The organism is Proteus genomosp. 4 str. ATCC 51469 (genome assembly GCF_003144375.1).
Classification (GTDB): domain Bacteria; phylum Pseudomonadota; class Gammaproteobacteria; order Enterobacterales; family Enterobacteriaceae; genus Proteus.
In genome coordinates, this window is record NZ_PENV01000015.1 from 91895 (window position 1) to 111013 (window position 19119).

Sequence of the window (19119 nt, forward strand, 5' to 3'; positions counted from 1 at the left end):
AGGAGCATTCGGCTCCAACTATTGAAGTCATTAAGCTTAAATCTCTATGCAGAGATCCGCGAGTCATCGTGATATAATCGATGACATACATACTGATAAGCCCAACTTTAACACTGAGCTAAGATAATGTTTGAGAATTTAAGTGACAGATTATCGCGCACGCTGCGCAATATAAGCGGTCGAGGAAGACTGACCGAAGAAAACATTAAAGAGACACTGCGTGAAGTGCGTATGGCGTTATTAGAAGCCGACGTTGCCTTACCAGTGGTTCGTGATTTTATTGCGCGAATTAAAGAAAGCGCAGTAGGACATGAAGTTAACAAAAGCCTGACACCGGGTCAGGAGTTTGTGAAGATAGTTCAAAATGAACTCGTCAATGCGATGGGGGAAGTCAATACTGACCTTGATCTTTCTGCTCAGCCACCTGCTGTTGTTTTAATGGCAGGCTTGCAAGGTGCTGGTAAAACAACCAGTGTTGCAAAATTAGGTAAATTCTTAAAAGAGAAAAAGAAGAAAAAGGTTCTGGTTGTTTCTGCTGATGTTTATCGCCCAGCGGCGATTAAACAACTTGAAACATTGGCTGAAACAGTTGGTATTGATTTCTTCCCATCAACAGTGCAAGAAAACCCAGTGACGATTGCAAGTAATGCATTAAAACATGCACAGCTTCAATTTTATGATGTGTTACTGGTGGATACCGCGGGACGCTTGCACGTAGATGAAGGCATGATGGAGGAGATCCAGCTTCTTCATAAAGCCATTAACCCGGTTGAAACTTTATTTGTTGTTGATGCTATGACGGGTCAAGATGCAGCAAATACAGCAAAAGCGTTTAACGAAGCATTACCATTAACAGGGGTTGTTTTAACAAAAGTTGATGGTGATGCGCGTGGTGGTGCGGCGTTATCAATTCGTCATATCACAGGTAAACCTATCAAATTCCTCGGTGTTGGGGAAAAAACAGAAGCTTTAGAACCTTTCCACCCAGATCGTATTGCCTCTCGTATTTTAGGCATGGGTGATGTTCTGTCTTTAATTGAAGATATTGAAAGCAAAGTTGATAGAGCGCAAGCTGAAAAGCTGGCGACGAAGCTTAAAAAAGGTGATGGCTTTGATCTAAATGATTTCTTAGATCAATTAAAGCAAATGAAAAACATGGGCGGCATGGCGAGTATGTTAAGCAAAATGCCGGGTATGTCTCAGGTGCCAGATGCTGTAAAATCACAAATGGATGATTCAATTTTAGTGAAAATGGAAGCCATTATTAATTCCATGACTAAAAAAGAGCGCCAAAAACCCGAAATCATCAAAGGGTCTCGAAAACGCCGTATTGCAACGGGTTCAGGAACGCAAGTGCAAGACGTCAACCGTTTGTTAAAACAGTTTGATGATATGCAACGCATGATGAAAAAAATGAAAAAAGGTGGCATGGCTAAGATGATGCGTAGCATGAAAGGTATGATGCCACCTGGATTTCCAGGCCGTTAAAATCAAAAAGCCGGAAAAAAAACGTGCTTTGGATTGCTTTTTTCCCCAAAGTGAGTAAACTTTTCGGGCTTTTTATATGACAACCGGACTCCGTTCCTCGATGGCGTCTGGTTGTTTTATTAACTAATGAGGATGTTATGGTAACAATTCGTTTAGCTCGTGGCGGCGCAAAAAAGCGTCCGTTTTACCAAGTAGTAGTAACCGATAGCCGCAATGCGCGTGATGGTCGTTTCATTGAACGCGTAGGCTTTTATAACCCACTGGCAACCGGTAATGCAGAAGAATTACGTTTAGACGTAGACCGTGTTGAACACTGGGTTGCTCAAGGCGCAACTGTTTCAGAACGTGTTGCTGGCCTGATCAAATCAGCGAAGAAAAGCGCTTAATCTGTCGCGGTGGTAACAATGAGCGAACAAAAAACCTTAAAAGAGCCTGTAGAACCTATTGTTATGGGGAAGTTGGGCTCACCTTACGGGATCCGTGGTTGGCTCAGAGTTTTTTCCTCCACCGAACATGCCGAAAACATTTTTGAATATCAACCGTGGTTTATTCAACGACATGGACAATGGGAAACCATTGAAATTGAAAGTTGGAAACATCACAACCAAGATATTATCGTCAAGCTAAAAGGTATTGACGACAGAGATGCAGCTAATTTCCTAACTAATGTTGAAATTGTCGTGAATGCATCGCAACTGCCTGAACTTGAAGGTGAGTATTACTGGAAAGATCTGATGGGTTGCCATGTTGAAACTGACAAGGGTTACGATTTAGGTGTCATTACTGACATGATGGAAACTGGCTCAAATGACGTAATGGTCATTAAAGCTAATCTGAAAGATGCATTCGGTGTTGGGGAACGGTTAGTTCCGTTTCTTGATGGGCAGGTTATCAAGAAAGTCGATCTCTCAGCGAAAAAAATTATCGTTGATTGGGATCCTGGTTTTTAGATTATCCGGTTAACGGTTCTCAATAGTGGGACACGAAAATGTGGATTGGGGTAATTAGCCTATTTCCAGAAATGTTCCGCTCTATAACCGAGTACGGGGTGACTGGTCGGGCAGTTAAGCATGGTTTGCTTAATGTAGAATGTTGGAATCCCCGAGATTTTACATACGACAGACACAATACCGTTGATGATCGCCCTTATGGCGGTGGTCCTGGTATGTTGATGATGGTGCAGCCCTTAAGGGAAGCTATTCATCAAGCGAAAGCTGCGGCAGGTGATGGAGCAAAGGTGATTTATTTATCACCTCAGGGACGCAAACTCGATCAACAAGGAGTTTGTGAGCTGGCAACAAATGAGAAGCTAATTCTAGTTTGTGGTCGGTATGAAGGTATAGATGAGCGTGTCATTCAGACTGAAATCGATGAAGAATGGTCTGTAGGTGATTACGTATTAAGTGGTGGGGAATTACCTGCCATGATAATGATAGATGCTGTAGCTCGTTTTGTTCCGGGGGTTCTTGGGCATGCGGCCTCAGCAAAAGAAGATTCTTTTGCTGAAGGTTTACTGGATCATCCTCACTATACTCGCCCAGAGGTATTAGATGGTATGGAAGTTCCGGCAGTTCTACTGTCAGGTAACCATGCACATATTAATCGCTGGCGTATGAAACAATCACTGGGTCGAACCTGGCTAAGAAGACCTGAGCTTCTGGAAAGCCTAGCTCTGACTGACGAGCAAAGAGTGCTGTTAACAGAGTTCCAACGGGAATATCTGGAAAGTACAGCAGAGTAAGTCTGACACAAGGTGTCATTAATATCAGTTTACCTAGGGTAAGAGAGTTATTATGAGCAATATTATTAAGCAAATCGAACAAGAACAAATGAAGCAAGATGTACCTTCATTTCGTCCAGGCGATAATGTAGAAGTTAAGGTATGGGTTGTTGAAGGTTCTAAAAAACGTCTGCAGGCATTCGAGGGCGTGGTTATCGCTATTCGTAACCGCGGTCTGCACTCTGCATTTACTGTTCGTAAAATTTCTAATGGCGAAGGTGTTGAGCGTGTATTCCAAACTCACTCTCCAGTCGTAGATAGCATCACTGTGAAACGTCGTGGTGCGGTTCGCCAAGCTAAACTGTACTACCTGCGTGAGCGTTCAGGTAAGGCTGCTCGTATCAAAGAGCGTCTTAACGCTAAATAATACGCTTTCGCACATCCGAAAGTTATTGTTAAAAGGTCAGCGTTTGCTGACCTTTTTTTATGTTGAATTTTTATTATATTGTTACTTATTTTTATATTCCTCTCTTTTTAACTCCTCTTATTCCAAGATACGTTAAAAGATAATGTGTAAATATTTAATTACACTTTATTGTTTTAATTTAATCAATATCACAAAATTATTATTTTTTAATGATGCTTTAACTCATTGTAATTTAATAATTATATTTAACTTTTTTATCTAGTGTAAACTATAAATTACAATTATATCATTTTTATTAAAAATACGGATTGATTTCTTTACATTGCGTGTTATCTTATCTTTCAGACAGACAACAAATCACAATGACAGATATAAAAAGGTAAAAATTATGATCATGCAAAAAGACGCACTCAATAATGTGAATATCAGCGAAGAGCTGGTTTTAATTACGCCTGAAGAGTTAAAACAAAAATACCCATTGAGTCGCAATGATCTGCATGCCATTGCTCAATCACGTCAAACAATCTCTGAAATTGTTCAACGTCGTGATCCTCGTTTACTTGTGGTATGTGGGCCTTGTTCCATTCATGACGTTGATGTTGCTATCGATTACGCGAAACGTTTGAAGGTATTAGCGTCTGAATTAAGTGATAGTCTGTACATTGTGATGCGTGTCTACTTTGAAAAACCTCGTACAACAGTGGGTTGGAAGGGTTTAATTAGCGATCCATTTATGGATGGTAGCTTTGAAATGGAAAAAGGGTTACATATTGCCCGTAAACTATTAACTGAACTTGTACAATTAGGTTTGCCTTTGGCAACTGAAGCATTAGATCCTAATAATCCACAATACTTAGGGGATTTATTTAGTTGGTCTGCAATTGGTGCAAGGACAACAGAATCTCAGACTCACCGTGAAATGGCATCAGGACTTTCAATGCCGGTGGGTTTTAAAAACGGAACTGATGGTAATCTTGATACAGCGATTAATGCAATGAAGGCTGCCTCTATGCCACATCGTTTTATGGGAATTAATCAATCAGGGCAGGTGTGTTTATTACAAACGCAAGGTAATCCTGATGGACATGTTATTTTACGTGGTGGTAAAACGCCAAATTACCATGAAGAAGATGTGGCGCAATGTGAAGCCCATATGGTAAAAGCAGGCTTAAAACCGTCATTAATGATCGATTGTAGCCACGGTAATTCGAATAAAGATTTTCGTCGTCAAACCGCCGTGGTGGATTCAGTGATTGAACAGATCACTAAAGGTAATCAATCTATCACTGGTATTATGTTAGAAAGTCATATTAATGAAGGCAACCAATCATCAGAACAGCCTCGTAACGAAATGAAATATGGTGTTTCAGTCACCGATGCGTGCATTAGCTGGGAAACAACAGAATCTGTATTAAGAAATTTACATGCGCAAATTTCACCTATTTTAGCTCAGCGTGAAGAGCAATTTAAAAAAGTAAGCTAAGTTAGATAATCATAAAGAAAAAGAGGCAAGCATAGATGGCTGAAGAATTAAAAAATTTGCGTGAGCAAATCGATCAGGTAGATAAATCACTGCTTTCTTTATTTGCGAAAAGAATGCAATTGGTAGCTGAAGTTGGTGAAGTTAAGAATCGCCATGGTTTACCGATTTATGCTCCTGATAGAGAAGCCTCAATGCTTGCTTCTCGGCGTAATGATGCGCAGAAAATGGGAATATCCCCAGATTTGATTGAAGATGTGTTACGCCGAGTAATGCGTGAATCTTATACCAAAGAGAATGACAAAGGCTTTAAAACGCTAAATCCTCAACTGGGTAAAATTGTGATTGTGGGGGGGAATGGAAAAATGGGAAAACTATTTTCCCGTTTATTTACCCTTTCTGGTTATCAAGTTGAAAGTTTAGAAGCAAATGAATGGCAAATAAAATCACCTGCTATTTTTGATAATGCTGGGATGGTTATTATTAGTGTACCTATCCATTTAACCGTTGAGGTTATTGGGAAGCTTCCTCCTTTACCTGAAAGTTGTTTGTTAGTGGATCTCGCTTCTATTAAAAAAGAACCTCTAGACGCAATGTTAAAAGCACATAGTGGGCCTGTTTTAGGTCTTCATCCTATGTTTGGACCTGATGTGCCTAGCTTAGCAAAACAGGTTGTGGCTTATTGTGAAGGTCGTAACCATCAAGAGTTTGAATGGTTGTTAGAGCAATTGATGGTATGGGGCGCTAGAATTGAGGCAATTACACCAGAAGAGCATGATAAAAACATGAGTTTTATTCAAGCTCTTCGACATTTTACTACCTTTGCTTATGGTCAGCATTTAGCAAAAGAAAAAGTCGATCTGGCGAGTTTACTGCGACTTTCATCTCCTATTTATCGCTTAGAACTGGCAATGATAGGGCGATTATTTGCTCAAGATCCTCAACTGTATGCAGATATTATTTTATCATCGAAAGAGAATATTGAATTAATTCGTAGATATCATCACTCATTAGGTCAAGCTATCGATCTATTAGATATAAATGCAAAGAATGAGTTTATCCATTCATTTAATAACGTGAGTGATTGGTTTGGTGATTATGCTTCTCAATTTATGAAAGAGAGTGGCGTATTATTACAAAAAGCGAATGATAGCCGTATATAACTATATATAGTATTTAGCTACCTATATAAAGGTATAAAGGAATAACAGTATAAAAAGCCGAACAGTGATTGTTCGGCTTTTATTTTGCTAATTATTTATTGTTTTTTTAGTTTATTACCACTCATCATCACAAGGTGGCCAAACGCAACCACTAGGATCAGTTGTATTAGTCTCATTATGTGAATGCTCATTAATTGATGATTTTTTTTGTATGTTTTCATTATGATATTGAGCACTTATATAACTAGAAAATAGAGATGAAAGTATTAAAATATATAGTTTAAGCATGGAAATTCCCTTTAAAATAATATAGTTATAAATTAATAGTCCTTAGGATCTGGACATGGACTTACTGTACAACGCTGTAAATGTGATTGATTACTCAAAGAATAAGCGTAATAACCCTCCTTGGGATCAACTCTATCTGCATTATTATTAAAAAATACACTTAAAATCAGTAAGATAAAAGTATTCATATTATTCCCCTGTCTTTTTCAAATTTGATAATCAATAGGATCTCCTACTCTTATTTAGAAAATAAGGGTAGGTAAACTTAAATATATATTTAAAAACAACAAGATAAATATTTGTTTTTATTAATCCCCTAATATTTTTTATATTCATTGTTATTCAATTGTTATTATTGGGTTTAATTAAATAACTATTAATGTTCGATATTGTCTTTTATTAAAAATAATTTGTTGATGAGTTCTTAAAATTGAATGAAATAGAAAAGTATTATTGAAAATATAACAATGATCAAAAAAATAGGTATAACAGTTATCGTAAATTACATTTTATAAACTATGTTTTTTACAAGAAGTGCTAAAAAATCAATTGTATTATTTTTTATTTGTATTCCGACGTGTTTTTCAAGGGGTAAACTATGGATTTTATAATACAACTCGCCATTATATTAGTGTGTCTATTTTATGGAGCTAGGAAAGGGGGAATAGCATTAGGTCTGCTCGGTGGTGTCGGTTTAGTTATTTTAGTTTTCATTTTTAACTTACCACCAGGAAAGCCACCAGTTGATGTAATGTTAGTTATTATTGCTGTTGTTTCTGCATCTGCGACATTACAAGCATCAGGTGGATTAGATGTTATGTTGCAAATAGCAGAAAAATTATTACGTAAAAATCCAAAATATATTTCTATTGTTGCACCACTTGTAACTTGTACACTCACAATCCTGTGTGGTACGGGACACGTTGTTTATACCATTTTGCCAATTATCTATGATGTGTCGATTAAAAATAATATCCGACCAGAAAGGCCAATGGCAGCAAGTACTATAGGCTCGCAAATGGGGATTATTGCAAGCCCTGTTTCTGTTGCAGTTGTAACCTTAGTGGCAATGTTAGGTGATGTCACTTTTAATGGTAAGCATCTTGAGTTTTTAGATTTATTAGCAATTACTATTCCTTCTACTTTTATTGGTATTTTAGCGATTGGTATTTTTAGTTGGTTTAGAGGTAAGGATTTAGATAAAGATCAACGCTTCCAAGAGTTTATTTCAGTTCCTGAAAACCATGATTATGTTTATGGTGATACAGCAACACTTTTAGATAAAAAGTTGCCAATGAAAAATTGGGTGGCAATGTGGATATTTTTAGGTGCTATTGCCGTTGTTGCGATATTAGGTGCTTTTTCTGAAATACGTCCTGTATTTAATGGTAAACCGTTATCTATGGTGCTCGTTATTCAGATGTTTATGTTATTAGCGGGCGCATCAATTATTATTATTTGTAAAACCAATCCGTCTCTTATATCTAAAAATGAAGTATTCCGTTCAGGGATGATAGCAATTGTTGCTGTATATGGTATTGCTTGGATGGCAGAAACCATGTTCTCTGCACATATGAAAGAAATAGAAGCAGCATTAGGACAATTAGTACGAGAATATCCTTGGGCTTATGCTGTGGTTTTATTATTGGTATCTAAGTTTGTTAACTCTCAAGCAGCAGCTTTAGCCGCAATTGTTCCTTTAGCATTAGGTATTGGTGTTGATCCTGCTTATATCATTGCATCTGCACCCGCTTGTTATGGTTACTATATTTTGCCAACTTATCCTAGTGACTTAGCGGCTATTCAATTTGACCGTTCTGGTACAACTCGAATAGGGCGTTTTGTTATAAACCATAGTTTTATCCTACCAGGATTAATTGGTGTAACAGTTTCCTGTGTCTTTGGTTGGGTGTTTGCAGCGATGTATGGTTTCTTATAATTAGAGATAACGTAAAAATATGAGATAAAAAGAGAAGCCAGATAGTGATGCACTATCTGGCTTATTTATTCATGAATGTGTTTTTTTATTATTTTACTTCAACAGGCACTACGTTCTCTGAAGGATAACATCCTAATATTTTTAAAGATCGTGTTGTTTGTGATAAATCATGTAAAGCCTTTTGCATATTTATATCACGCAAGTTAGCTTGAACATCAATATAAAACATCTCTTCCCAAGGCGTACCATTAATAGGGCGAGATTCTAATTTTGTCATAATAATGTCGTATTTTTTTAAAATCATTAGAGCATCGACTAAAGCCCCCGCTTGTTGCCCTGTAGCCATTAAGAACGTTGTTTTTGCAGGAACTTGCTCTGACACATCAATCGCTTTACGTGCGATAACAATAAAGCGTGTTACGTTTATTTGCTGGTTTGCTAAATTATTCGCTAAGGGTTTTAAGCCATAAAGAGATCCACCCGCTTCACTACCAATAGCGGCAACATGTGGTGATTGTGCAAGAGCTACTTTTTCCATTGCAGCGGCCGTACTTTCGCAATATTCAATTTTCCAGTTTGGATACTGATTTAAATAATGGCTACATTGTTGGAAAGGTTGAGGATGGCTATAAATAGTTTGTAATTCTTCTGTCGAACTATCAACGCTGGTTAAAAGTGCATGATTAATAGGAATACGAATTTCACCCACAATAGACAGTGATGTTGTTTGCAGTAAATCGTAAACATCATTAATTGCGCCAGAGCTGGTATTCTCAATAGGCAATAAACCGTAATCAGCTTGCCCTGTATCAACCAGTGTGAAAATATCGTCAAACTTGTGACAAGTACAATCTATAATTGTATCAAAATGACGAGCCGCATATTGGCGAGCAGCAATATGTGAATAAGAGCCTTTAGGGCCTAAATAAGCAATCCTTGCCGATTCATTTGGTGTCGCATTTAGGTGTTGCTGTAAAATAGCTTGCTGGGTTAATACGGAATCTTCAATAATCATTTGAAAAATGCGGCTGATATAAAAACCATCTAGACCAACTTTTTTTCCTTTCTCAATTAATAAATCAAGTAATTCACGCTCACGATTTTTATCTCTAATAGGGCGATGTGTATTCAATTTAAATTGAGCGACATCAGCAGATAATTGGCGTCTATTTGCTAACAACGTGAGTAATTCTGAATCTAACGTTGTGATTTTATCTCTGATTGCTAATAAATCGAGTTTTTCCATGTTTTAGCCCTATACTTTTGCGTCATACCATTATAAATAAAAAAGCCTCCATTTTTGGAGGCTATTGTCGTTCTTACTTTTCTTTCTGAAATGACAAAGCCTCTTAATGAAAGAGTAAAAAGAAAAAGAAGAAAGACAAAAACGAATGCATCGTCATTATATTGTTTGGTAAATTATTTAACATATAGCTATCAAACATGATGATGTGAAAGGAGTCAAGAAAAATACAATAAAAAGCGCATCACGAGGATGCGCAGAGGCGTTTTGAGTCAGTGATTTATTCTAATTTTTAATCTAGCTTTACTATTTACATTTCATCGACAAGTAAATTTTCTTCTTTCAAGCTGTTATCAGCCCGACGAGATTCATTTTTATGCTGAACTTTGTTTAATTGGCGCTCAAGTTTTGCTAACAAATCATTAATAGCGACATACATATCTGTGTGTTGTGCATTAGCGACCAATTGCCCATTTGGTATGTGAATGCTGGCATCAACACTAAAACCTTTAGGATCTTTTGTCAGAATAATACGAGGATTGATTAAATTCACCTGCCATTTATTAAGTTTAGTTAGACGGCTTTCAATGTGTTCACGTAGTGCTGGGGTAATTTCCATTTGTTTGCTAGTAATATTTATAATCATATAGTTACCTCTTAATTACTCCGTCTTCGATAACTTCAGAATATCGTGATACACAATTAAAAACATGATCAAAATCACTTTTTGTTGGTTGTATGTGTAACAAGTAATAGAAACGTGACAAATGATAAATAGCTGAAAAAGAGCGCTTGTTAAGTTGCATTTATTCAGTCATATTAGGAAGGTTGGGCTGATGAAAAGTAAAGACAATTTAGCTAAAAAAGAATAAAAAAACAGCAGCGATAAGCTGCTGTTTTTGATAGTAATGCTTGGGTTAAGCTGGATTTGCTGCAATCAATGAAGCCACTTTATCTGCTTCTTGTGTCAGACCTAACTCTTTATAGGCGTTTTCCATGTATTCAAGCGCATCACGAGTAGCTTGTGTATCAGGATAATCACGCATCATTTGCTCTACTCTATTAATAACCGCGACATAAGCCCCTCGTTTAGTATAGAATTTCGCAACTGAAAGTTCATACTTCGCTAAACGGTTTTTAAGAAAGACAAGGCGCTTGGTTGCATCAGCGACGTAAAGGCTATCAGGGTAATAACGTACTAATTGACTGAAGTCTTTAAATGCCACAATTGCATGTTGAGGATCACGGTCTGAACGATCAATACCAAAGAATCCTTGTAATGCACTATCATCTAATGCTTGAGCTGTTAAGCCTCGCATATAAAGAACATAGTCAATATTAGGATGGGTTGGGTTTAATCGCATAAAACGGTCGATTGCAGTAATCGCCATTGGCAGTTCCGCTGATTTATAATAAGCATAAATCAAGTCGAGCTGAACTTGTTGCGAGTAAGGGCCAAAAGGATAGCGATTATCGAGAGACTCTAATTGTTTGATAGCCGCTCCATAATTGCCATCTAGCAATTTTTCCTGACTGGTTGTGTAAAGCTCAGAAGGCGACATATCGGCAGTAGCGTCTTTGTCTGAACTCGAACAGCCAGAAAGTAACAGGCTTACAGTGGCCGCTGCCACCAGGTATTTAATGCGTCTCATCACGTATTGATTATCCTCTGAATAGGTTTGGGGAGTCTCTCCGTGAAGCTCCCCTAAAATCGGTTACACTATAACTCATTTTAAATGAAACGGCTGTGCCGTCAAAACACTAACTTAATTAATAGAAAACTATTTATGTCTCAACAAATACGACTTAATGCTACAGTCGCAGATTCACAGCTGGGTCAACGCTTAGATCAGGCTTTGGCCGAAATGTTCCCTGATTATTCAAGATCTCGTATAAAAGAGTGGATCTTAGACAATAGAGTGCAGGTTAACGATAAAATCATCAATAAGCCAAAGGAAAAAATGCTTGGCGGTGAAAAAATTGAAGTCGATGCCTTAATTGAAGAGGAAGTTCGCTGGGAGCCTCAGAATATTCCGTTAAATATCGTTTATGAAGATGACGATATTTTAGTTATCAATAAACCAAGGGATCTCGTTGTTCATCCTGGTGCTGGTAACCCTGATGGTACCGTATTAAATGCATTACTTTATCGTTATCCTGAAATTGCTAATGTACCTCGCGCAGGTATTGTCCATCGTTTGGATAAAGATACAACAGGTTTAATGGTTGTTGCAAAAACAGTTCCGGCTCAAACTCATTTAGTTGAAGCTTTACAACGTCGTGAAATCACGCGTGAGTATGAAGCAGTTGCGACCGGAAGGATGACTGCGGGTGGATTAGTCAATGAACCCATTTCTCGACATCCGACTAAGCGTACGCATATGGCTGTACACCCAATGGGTAAACCAGCAGTAACGCATTATCGCGTCATGGAGCATTTCCGTGCTCATACACGTTTACGTTTACGCTTAGAAACGGGGCGTACCCATCAAATTCGTGTTCATATGGCACATATTCATCATGCATTAATTGGTGATCAGCTTTATGCAGGAAGACCACGCCCTTTAAAAGGTGCATCAGAAGAGTTGCGTGAAACGCTACGTTTATTTGATAGACAAGCATTACACGCAACAATGTTACGTCTTTATCATCCGATCACGGGTATTGAAATGGAATGGCATGCGCCGTTACCTGATGATATGGTTAAGCTTATCGATGTATTAAAAGATGATGCTGAACAATTTAAAGATGAAATGGATTGGTAAATGACTTCATTGATTTTTCCAGATTGGCCACAACCTGAGAATATTGGGGCTTGCAGTACGCTCAGAGAAGGCGGTATCAGTTTACCGCCTTATCACAGCCTTAATTTAGGTACACATGTTGGTGATGAATTGTCTTGCGTTGAAGAAAATAGGCGTAGACTCTGCCAACAAGCGCAGTTACCTGAAATGCCATTATGGCTTGAACAAGTTCATGGCACTCACGTTGTTACGTTAAAAGCTGAGAAAAATAATGAAGTAGAAGGTGATGCCCTTTATACCGCTACCGAGAAAAAAGTTTGTGCAATTATGACGGCAGATTGCCTACCTGTTCTTTTTACAACGCTTGATGGAACAGAAGTTGGTGCAGCACATGGTGGATGGAGAGGGCTTTGCCATGGTGTATTACAAAATACACTTGCACAGTTTAAAGCACCCAAACATCAAATAATGGCATGGTTGGGACCTGCAATTGGCCCCAATGCTTTTGAAGTTGGGGCTGAAGTACGTTTGGCCTTTATTGAAAAAAATAAGGCCTTTGATCCTGCATTTATTCCTCATAATGGTAAATATTTAGCTAATATCTATATGTTAGCGAGAATAATTTTACAGGAAAATGGGGTAACTCAGATTTACGGTGGTGATTTCTGTACTGTGACAGAGAAATCGCGTTTCTTTTCGTATAGACGTGAACAGATAACAGGTCGAATGGCATCATTAATCTGGATTAAATAAACTTCTCTCAACCGTTTTTCTCACTTATCTCAAATATTGATAAATATTTTTGCTCAAAATTTTTATTTTGAGCTTGAATATTGTCAAAATGACCTCATCTATTCTCCAGTTACGAATTTTACTTTAAATTTTACTTGGAGGTGTTATGCGTCTGGATAAATTAACCAATAAATTCCAGCAAGCTCTCGCAGACGCCCAGTCATTGGCACTTGGGAACGATAATCAATTTATAGAACCCATACATTTACTGAGTGCGTTATTTAATCAACAAGGCGGCTCAATTCGCCCTCTATTAACATCAACAGGTGTTAATGCATCGCAATTTAATGAGCGAATTAATGAAGCTTTGTCTCGATTACCTAAAGTTGAAGGTGCTGGTGGAGAGGTTCATCCCTCTAATGATCTTATTAAGCATCTTAATTTGTGCGATAAGTTAGCACAGAAAAAAGGTGATGAATTTATTTCCTCAGAGCTTTTCCTTTTAGCTGCAATGGAAACCGGTGGTCAAGTTGCTGATATGCTAAAAGCTGCGGGTGCTAATAAAGCAAGTCTTGAGATAGCGATTGAAAAAATACGTGGTGGAGAAACAGTGAACGATCAAAATGCAGAAGACCAACGTCAGGCATTGAAAAAATATACTGTGGATTTAACGGAAAGAGCAGAACAAGGCAAACTTGATCCTGTCATTGGTCGTGATGAAGAAATCAGAAGAACCATTCAGGTTTTACAACGTCGTACTAAAAATAACCCAGTGCTTATTGGTGAACCGGGTGTCGGTAAAACGGCGATTGTTGAAGGATTAGCTCAACGTATTGTTAACGGCGAAGTACCAGAAGGTTTAAAAAATAAACGTGTGCTTTCTCTTGATATGGGCTCTTTATTAGCTGGCGCTAAATATCGCGGTGAATTTGAAGAGCGTTTAAAAGCAGTTTTAAATGATTTATCTAAACAGGAAGGTAGTGTCATTCTGTTTATTGATGAATTACATACAATGGTTGGTGCAGGTAAAGCCGATGGTGCTATGGATGCGGGTAATATGTTAAAACCAGCCTTAGCACGTGGTGAGTTACACTGTGTTGGTGCAACAACACTTGATGAATATCGTCAATATATTGAGAAAGATGCTGCTTTAGAGCGTCGTTTCCAAAAAGTGTATGTAGCAGAGCCAACAGTAGAAGATACCATTGCTATTTTACGTGGTCTGAAAGAACGTTATGAACTTCATCATCATGTTCAAATTACAGACCCAGCTATCGTTGCAGCTGCGACTTTATCACATCGCTATATATCTGACCGTATGTTACCAGATAAAGCGATTGACTTAATTGATGAAGCAGGTGCAAGCCTACGTATGCAAATGGATTCAAAACCAGAAGCATTAGATAGACTTGATAGACGTATTATTCAGCTGAAACTTGAACAACAAGCCCTGCAAAAAGAGTCTGATGATGCAAGTAAAAAGCGTTTAGAAATGCTAAATGAAGAGCTTGCTGAAAAAGAGAAAGAATATTCTGCTTTAGAAGAAGAGTGGAAAGCAGAAAAAGCAGAGTTGACAGGAACTCAACATATTAAATCAGAATTAGAGCAAGCTCGTATTGCATTAGAGCAAGCTCGCCGTAGTGGTGATTTGGCAAAAATGTCAGAAATCCAATATGGGCAAATTCCAACGTTAGAAAAACAGCTTGCTGAAGCGAATAAAGCTGAAGATAAACATATGAAGCTGTTACGTAATAAAGTCACTGATGCTGAAATTGCTGAAATCTTAGCGCGTTGGACCGGTATTCCTGTTTCTAGAATGCTAGAAGGGGAGCGTGAAAAACTGCTAAGAATGGAACAAGAATTACATAGACGTGTTATTGGTCAGGCAGAGGCCGTAAGCGCAGTATCAAATGCGATCCGCCGTAGTCGTGCTGGGTTGTCTGATCCTAATCGCCCAATTGGTTCGTTCTTATTTTTAGGACCAACAGGGGTGGGTAAAACAGAATTATGTAAAGCACTAGCAAATTTCTTGTTTGATAGTGATGATGCAATGGTTCGTATCGATATGTCTGAGTTTATGGAAAAACACTCCGTTTCTCGTTTAGTGGGGGCGCCTCCAGGATATGTTGGTTACGAAGAAGGTGGATATTTAACAGAAGCAGTTCGTCGTCGTCCTTATTCAGTCATCTTATTAGATGAAGTTGAAAAAGCGCACCCTGATGTATTCAATATCTTATTACAAGTATTGGATGATGGTCGTTTAACCGATGGACAAGGTAGAACCGTAGATTTTCGTAATACTGTTGTGATTATGACATCAAACTTAGGTTCTGATTTAATTCAGGAACGTTTCGGGACACTTGATTATCCTGAAATGAAAACAATAGTGATGGATGTAGTTGGCCATCATTTCAGACCAGAGTTTATTAACCGTATTGATGAAGTTGTGGTATTCCACCCATTAGGCAAAGAAAACATTGCAGCGATTGCACAAATTCAGTTACGTCGTTTATACCAACGTTTAGAAGAGCGTGGTTATCACGTCACTATTACAGGTGCGGCATTAGAAAAATTGAGTGAAGTTGGTTTTGATCCAATTTATGGTGCTCGTCCACTGAAACGAGCTATCCAACAAGAGGTTGAAAACCCATTGGCTCAAGATATTTTGTCAGGTAAGTTATTGCCAGGCAAAGAGATTATCTTAGATTTAGATGATAATAAGATAATTGCAAAACAATAATAGATGTTTTATTTATTTGATAGCAAAGCCTACAAACTGAAATTTGTAGGCTTTTTTTATTAAAATAAACTTATTTTTTATATGCTTGAGCAAAGTTTTCTCTTGCTTGCTCTTGTGCTACATCAAAAAATTGAGCGATTTCTTCAGGTGAGACATTCGGGATGCTTTTTGCTTTTTCTTGAATATGTTTTAATGTTGCTGTTGCCTCTGCTCTGATTTTTTCAACATCATGATGAAGCAATTTACCAAAGCGTTTTTTAACTTCACCATTAATAATGACAGTATCGACATCAGAAGCGGTAGTTTGTAATACAATTGAACCAGCAGGGTAACTCGAAGGAACAAAGGCTTTACTTTGAGATACTATAATAATGTCTGCTTTTTTATTTGGCGTAAGAGTACCTATCTGTTTTTCCATTCCTAATGCTTCAGCACTACCTTGAGTTGCCCAAGCCAATGCATCTCTAACACTTAAGTCAATGTGAGTCGTTGTTTTACCCGTCCGATTAGCTGTAGCTTCATTATCCATGCAACGTTGGAATTGTAATCCTAAACGCATTTGTGAAAATAAATCACCAGAACCAACACAAACAATATCTGTACTTAATCCGGGTTTAAATCCATGGTCAATGCTTGCACGGAAAGGAGGCCTCCCCATTCCCATTTGCATTTCTGTTTCTGGTGCGATAGAAACTTTCCCACCAGTTTGGGATAAAATATCCCATTCACTACGATCTAGGGAGGTACAGTGAATATGTAGGTGACCAGGATGGAGAAGATTGTTTTGTTTTAGTTCATGTAATCCTTTTAATAAAATAGATTTTTCTGCCGCCCCTGTATGTGAAGCAATAAAAATTCCCATTTTTTTAGCTTGTTCAATTTCTTGGCGTGTATGTTCAAACGGAATAGTGCCAAAATCACTCAGCAATACTCCCATTTTGTTTATAGTATTGTTATTTTTATAAAATTTCTGATAAATCTCTTTTGCTGTCTCAATACGTTGTGAATGTGTTTTAAATCTATTTTCACCTTTATAATCATAAGATTGCATTCCATAGGCATAAATACTACGGATACCTGACTCACGTAAAGATCCAATAGCTGCTTCGGCATGTTGAGGAGTGTTTACACAATCACAGCAATCTAAAATCGTTGTTACTCCAGCGTCTAGGGCTTCTAAAGAGCCGACTAAGGTTGCCATTTTTAAATCTTCAGCTTCCATTAATGCACCGATACCATAGAAAACAGAGTTTAAAAAATGCGCTAATGACATATCGGCAGAGATGCTTCTTAAAAGAGACATCCATGTATGTCGATGGCTATCAATTATACCAGGAAGAATAATGCCACCTTCAGCATCAATTAATTCTGCATTGATGTGGGCAAATTTAGAAATATCCCCGATATCAATGATAGTGTCATTTTCAACTAGAATGGCTCCATTCTCTAAATCACCATATTTTTCGTCCATTGTTATGACATAGCCGTTATATATGATCTTTTTGGATTTTTTGGTCGCAATATAGTCTCTATTTTCTTTATTTACAGAAGAGGATATTGCTGAAGCATTATTCGGTGTGGTAAGTGCTAAGCCCAAAGAGCCTACACCAGCAGCTTTTATAAAAGAGCGTCTTGAAATTGTATTTTTATTATCTGTCATGATGTTATCTCAATTAATAAAAAAAAAAGTGTATTGTTCAGTACGGAATTATTCTAGCAGTATTTTTTTGTGTATTGAATAGTACATAATTTTTTTTAGTCTATTTTTTTAATGCTGTATACATTTTGATTGATGTAGAAATGAAAAATAAAGAAGGAGATTTATAGAGGGAAGTAAGATTAAGTCGATATAATTTAATGAAAAATAGTATTGAAGCCTGTCCTTTTTGTGAATACAAATAAGTAAACAGGCTAAGTCGTATGAATATAAAGAAAGGAGTAATTATTTTTCTTTTTTATCTACCAAAAGGTAATCACCAATAATTAAAGCGCACAATTTACATTGTTGACGTATTTCTTCGGTTGTTGGTGTGTAATTAGAGGTAATCAAAGCTTTCATAAAGAAGTTAGTTTTTAACATCTCAATAAAAAATCCAGCAATATGACGAAGTTGTTCAAAATCAAAGCTAATTTCTTCTAATTTTTCGAGTTCTTGTGCCAAATACTTATAGCTATTTTCTGGTGCAAGTTGATTAAATGCTTGTCCTAGCATTGGAAAATGTACTGATTCAGCAATAACTAAACGGTAAAGACCCATTGTTTTAGGTTCAAGTAGCTTATTGATGAATGAAAACCCAAAGTGTTCAAGTAGCTGGTATGCTGTTTTGTGTTCCAGCATCTTATTTTGTACTTCAAGAAAGATATCATTGATTAGACTTTCAATTACGGCAGAAAATAATCCCTCTTTGTTTTTAAAGTGATGGTAAAGCGTTGAGCGAGAGCCACCTGATTTTTGAATGATCATATCAAGAGATGTTTTTTCATAGCCATAGGTTAAAAAGCAGTCTATAGCGGCATTTATCATCGCTTGGGTTCGCTGTTGCCCTTTTGTCGTTAATTTAGGTTTTCTTCTATTTTCCATAGTATTTAAGAAAGTCGATTGTTAAATAAAGTAGCGTATGGCTTAGTATAACATTGAAAGTAGGTAGCTCTATGGGATAACTATATGAACGTAACTACCAGTGTATATAAACAAGGAAGGCCTGAAGCCGATTTGATATACGTATGTGAGAAAGCAGAATACGATTAAAATTAGTAAGATTGAGTAATAAGATTAAGTGCACCTATTAGAACACTTCTTATTGTTTGTCGTTTATTTAATGCAAATAAAGAAAGGAATAAAATCGAACTTACTATTTTTGTTTGTTTTGCAATCGATATGTGTCTATGATTTATCCATTAATTATCGAGTTGATTACAAAGTGCGCTATCGAAAAGTTTTTTGAAAATAATACTTGTCACATTCAGAAAACTCCCTATAATGCGCCCTCGTTGTCACGGCAAACCACGCTAAGTGAGTTAGCCGAGAGAACAAAGAAAAAAAGTGAAAAGCCTTGAAAATAAACGCTTGACACTGAATGAGGAAGATGTAGAATGCACCTCCTCGCAACAACGCAGAAGACCGGAAACGGCAGCGAATGTTGCACTGCTCTTTA

16 protein-coding genes and 1 other annotated feature are annotated in these 19119 nt (G+C 37.4%); of the genes, 11 read left to right on the forward strand and 5 right to left on the reverse strand.

The window, feature by feature from the left end; genetic code table 11:
* Nucleotides 1-126: 126 nt before the first annotated feature.
* From ffh to DK866_RS14530, 8 genes are all read left to right on the forward strand, one after another.
* Nucleotides 127-1488 carry a signal recognition particle protein gene (gene ffh / locus DK866_RS14495; protein ID WP_109409470.1) on the forward strand — a complete coding sequence of 454 codons (1362 nt, stop codon included), beginning with the start codon at nucleotides 127-129 and terminating at the stop codon, nucleotides 1486-1488.
* A gap of 137 nt (nucleotides 1489-1625) precedes the next feature.
* Entirely contained in the window at nucleotides 1626-1874 is a 249-nt protein-coding gene (gene rpsP, locus DK866_RS14500; protein WP_004244772.1) for a 30S ribosomal protein S16, read from the forward strand.
* Nucleotides 1875-1892: 18 nt separating this feature from the next.
* The gene (rimM, locus tag DK866_RS14505; RefSeq protein WP_036932577.1) at nucleotides 1893-2438 is read left to right on the forward strand and encodes a ribosome maturation factor RimM; all 546 of its coding nucleotides are present in this window, start codon (nucleotides 1893-1895) and stop codon (nucleotides 2436-2438) included.
* A 38-nt stretch (nucleotides 2439-2476) separates the two neighbouring features.
* On the forward strand, nucleotides 2477-3229 hold the full coding sequence (trmD, locus tag DK866_RS14510) for a tRNA (guanosine(37)-N1)-methyltransferase TrmD (protein WP_072070877.1): 753 nt from the start codon (nucleotides 2477-2479) through the stop codon (nucleotides 3227-3229).
* Nucleotides 3230-3281: 52 nt separating this feature from the next.
* Nucleotides 3282-3635 (forward strand): 50S ribosomal protein L19, encoded by a 354-nt coding sequence (gene rplS, locus DK866_RS14515; RefSeq protein ID WP_036932575.1) that lies wholly within the window; start codon nucleotides 3282-3284, stop codon nucleotides 3633-3635.
* Nucleotides 3636-4023: 388 nt separating this feature from the next.
* Nucleotides 4024-5118, forward strand: coding sequence for a 3-deoxy-7-phosphoheptulonate synthase (locus tag DK866_RS14520; RefSeq protein ID WP_109409471.1), 1095 nt, complete (start codon nucleotides 4024-4026; stop codon nucleotides 5116-5118).
* Between the two features lie 35 nt (nucleotides 5119-5153).
* On the forward strand, nucleotides 5154-6278 hold the full coding sequence (gene tyrA, locus DK866_RS14525) for a bifunctional chorismate mutase/prephenate dehydrogenase (RefSeq protein WP_109409472.1): 1125 nt from the start codon (nucleotides 5154-5156) through the stop codon (nucleotides 6276-6278).
* Nucleotides 6279-7164: 886 nt separating this feature from the next.
* Nucleotides 7165-8505, forward strand: a complete 1341-nt coding sequence (locus DK866_RS14530) for an anaerobic C4-dicarboxylate transporter (RefSeq protein WP_109409473.1) — start codon at nucleotides 7165-7167, stop codon at nucleotides 8503-8505.
* 88 nt (nucleotides 8506-8593) lie between these two features.
* Here DK866_RS14530 and pheA read toward each other — a convergent pair whose 3' ends face one another.
* From pheA to bamD, 3 genes are all read right to left on the reverse strand, one after another.
* On the reverse strand, nucleotides 8594-9751 hold the full coding sequence (pheA, locus tag DK866_RS14535; RefSeq protein ID WP_109409474.1) for a bifunctional chorismate mutase/prephenate dehydratase: 1158 nt from the start codon (nucleotides 9749-9751) through the stop codon (nucleotides 8594-8596).
* Nucleotides 9752-9786: 35 nt separating this feature from the next.
* Nucleotides 9787-9903, reverse strand: a sequence feature (Phe leader region).
* Between the two features lie 155 nt (nucleotides 9904-10058).
* Nucleotides 10059-10394, reverse strand: coding sequence for a ribosome-associated translation inhibitor RaiA (gene raiA, locus DK866_RS14540; protein ID WP_109409475.1), 336 nt, complete (start codon nucleotides 10392-10394; stop codon nucleotides 10059-10061).
* A 271-nt stretch (nucleotides 10395-10665) separates the two neighbouring features.
* Nucleotides 10666-11400 (reverse strand): outer membrane protein assembly factor BamD, encoded by a 735-nt coding sequence (bamD, locus tag DK866_RS14545; RefSeq protein ID WP_072070872.1) that lies wholly within the window; start codon nucleotides 11398-11400, stop codon nucleotides 10666-10668.
* Nucleotides 11401-11535: 135 nt separating this feature from the next.
* Between bamD and rluD the strand changes: the two genes are divergently transcribed.
* The 3 genes from rluD (at nucleotide 11536) to clpB (ending at nucleotide 15964) form a co-directional block, all read left to right on the forward strand.
* Nucleotides 11536-12513, forward strand: a complete 978-nt coding sequence (rluD, locus tag DK866_RS14550; protein ID WP_072070871.1) for a 23S rRNA pseudouridine(1911/1915/1917) synthase RluD — start codon at nucleotides 11536-11538, stop codon at nucleotides 12511-12513.
* The gene (gene yfiH, locus DK866_RS14555) at nucleotides 12514-13245 is read left to right on the forward strand and encodes a purine nucleoside phosphorylase YfiH (protein WP_109409476.1); all 732 of its coding nucleotides are present in this window, start codon (nucleotides 12514-12516) and stop codon (nucleotides 13243-13245) included.
* Between the two features lie 145 nt (nucleotides 13246-13390).
* Nucleotides 13391-15964 carry an ATP-dependent chaperone ClpB gene (gene clpB, locus DK866_RS14560; RefSeq protein ID WP_109409477.1) on the forward strand — a complete coding sequence of 858 codons (2574 nt, stop codon included), beginning with the start codon at nucleotides 13391-13393 and terminating at the stop codon, nucleotides 15962-15964.
* Between the two features lie 70 nt (nucleotides 15965-16034).
* Here clpB and DK866_RS14565 read toward each other — a convergent pair whose 3' ends face one another.
* Entirely contained in the window at nucleotides 16035-17624 is a 1590-nt protein-coding gene (locus DK866_RS14565; protein ID WP_109409478.1) for an amidohydrolase family protein, read from the reverse strand.
* Between the two features lie 282 nt (nucleotides 17625-17906).
* Entirely contained in the window at nucleotides 17907-18545 is a 639-nt protein-coding gene (locus DK866_RS14570; RefSeq protein ID WP_109409479.1) for a TetR/AcrR family transcriptional regulator, read from the reverse strand.
* Nucleotides 18546-19119 lie beyond the last annotated feature (574 nt).

What these genes read in the sequence shown, in the direction of transcription:
- trmD (WP_072070877.1), top strand. Translation starts at nt 2,477, where the DNA reads ATGTGGATTGGGGTAATTAGCCTATTTCCAGAAATGTTCCGCTCTATA.
- rplS (WP_036932575.1), top strand. Translation starts at nt 3,282, where the DNA reads ATGAGCAATATTATTAAGCAAATCGAACAAGAACAAATGAAGCAAGAT.
- pheA (WP_109409474.1), bottom strand. Translation starts at nt 9,751, where the DNA reads ATGGAAAAACTCGATTTATTAGCAATCAGAGATAAAATCACAACGTTA.
- rimM (WP_036932577.1), top strand. Translation starts at nt 1,893, where the DNA reads ATGAGCGAACAAAAAACCTTAAAAGAGCCTGTAGAACCTATTGTTATG.
- DK866_RS14530 (WP_109409473.1), top strand. Translation starts at nt 7,165, where the DNA reads ATGGATTTTATAATACAACTCGCCATTATATTAGTGTGTCTATTTTAT.
- raiA (WP_109409475.1), bottom strand. Translation starts at nt 10,394, where the DNA reads ATGATTATAAATATTACTAGCAAACAAATGGAAATTACCCCAGCACTA.
- clpB (WP_109409477.1), top strand. Translation starts at nt 13,391, where the DNA reads ATGCGTCTGGATAAATTAACCAATAAATTCCAGCAAGCTCTCGCAGAC.
- ffh (WP_109409470.1), top strand. Translation starts at nt 127, where the DNA reads ATGTTTGAGAATTTAAGTGACAGATTATCGCGCACGCTGCGCAATATA.
- tyrA (WP_109409472.1), top strand. Translation starts at nt 5,154, where the DNA reads ATGGCTGAAGAATTAAAAAATTTGCGTGAGCAAATCGATCAGGTAGAT.
- rpsP (WP_004244772.1), top strand. Translation starts at nt 1,626, where the DNA reads ATGGTAACAATTCGTTTAGCTCGTGGCGGCGCAAAAAAGCGTCCGTTT.
- DK866_RS14570 (WP_109409479.1), bottom strand. Translation starts at nt 18,545, where the DNA reads ATGGAAAATAGAAGAAAACCTAAATTAACGACAAAAGGGCAACAGCGA.
- DK866_RS14565 (WP_109409478.1), bottom strand. Translation starts at nt 17,624, where the DNA reads ATGACAGATAATAAAAATACAATTTCAAGACGCTCTTTTATAAAAGCT.
- yfiH (WP_109409476.1), top strand. Translation starts at nt 12,514, where the DNA reads ATGACTTCATTGATTTTTCCAGATTGGCCACAACCTGAGAATATTGGG.
- rluD (WP_072070871.1), top strand. Translation starts at nt 11,536, where the DNA reads ATGTCTCAACAAATACGACTTAATGCTACAGTCGCAGATTCACAGCTG.
- bamD (WP_072070872.1), bottom strand. Translation starts at nt 11,400, where the DNA reads ATGAGACGCATTAAATACCTGGTGGCAGCGGCCACTGTAAGCCTGTTA.
- DK866_RS14520 (WP_109409471.1), top strand. Translation starts at nt 4,024, where the DNA reads ATGATCATGCAAAAAGACGCACTCAATAATGTGAATATCAGCGAAGAG.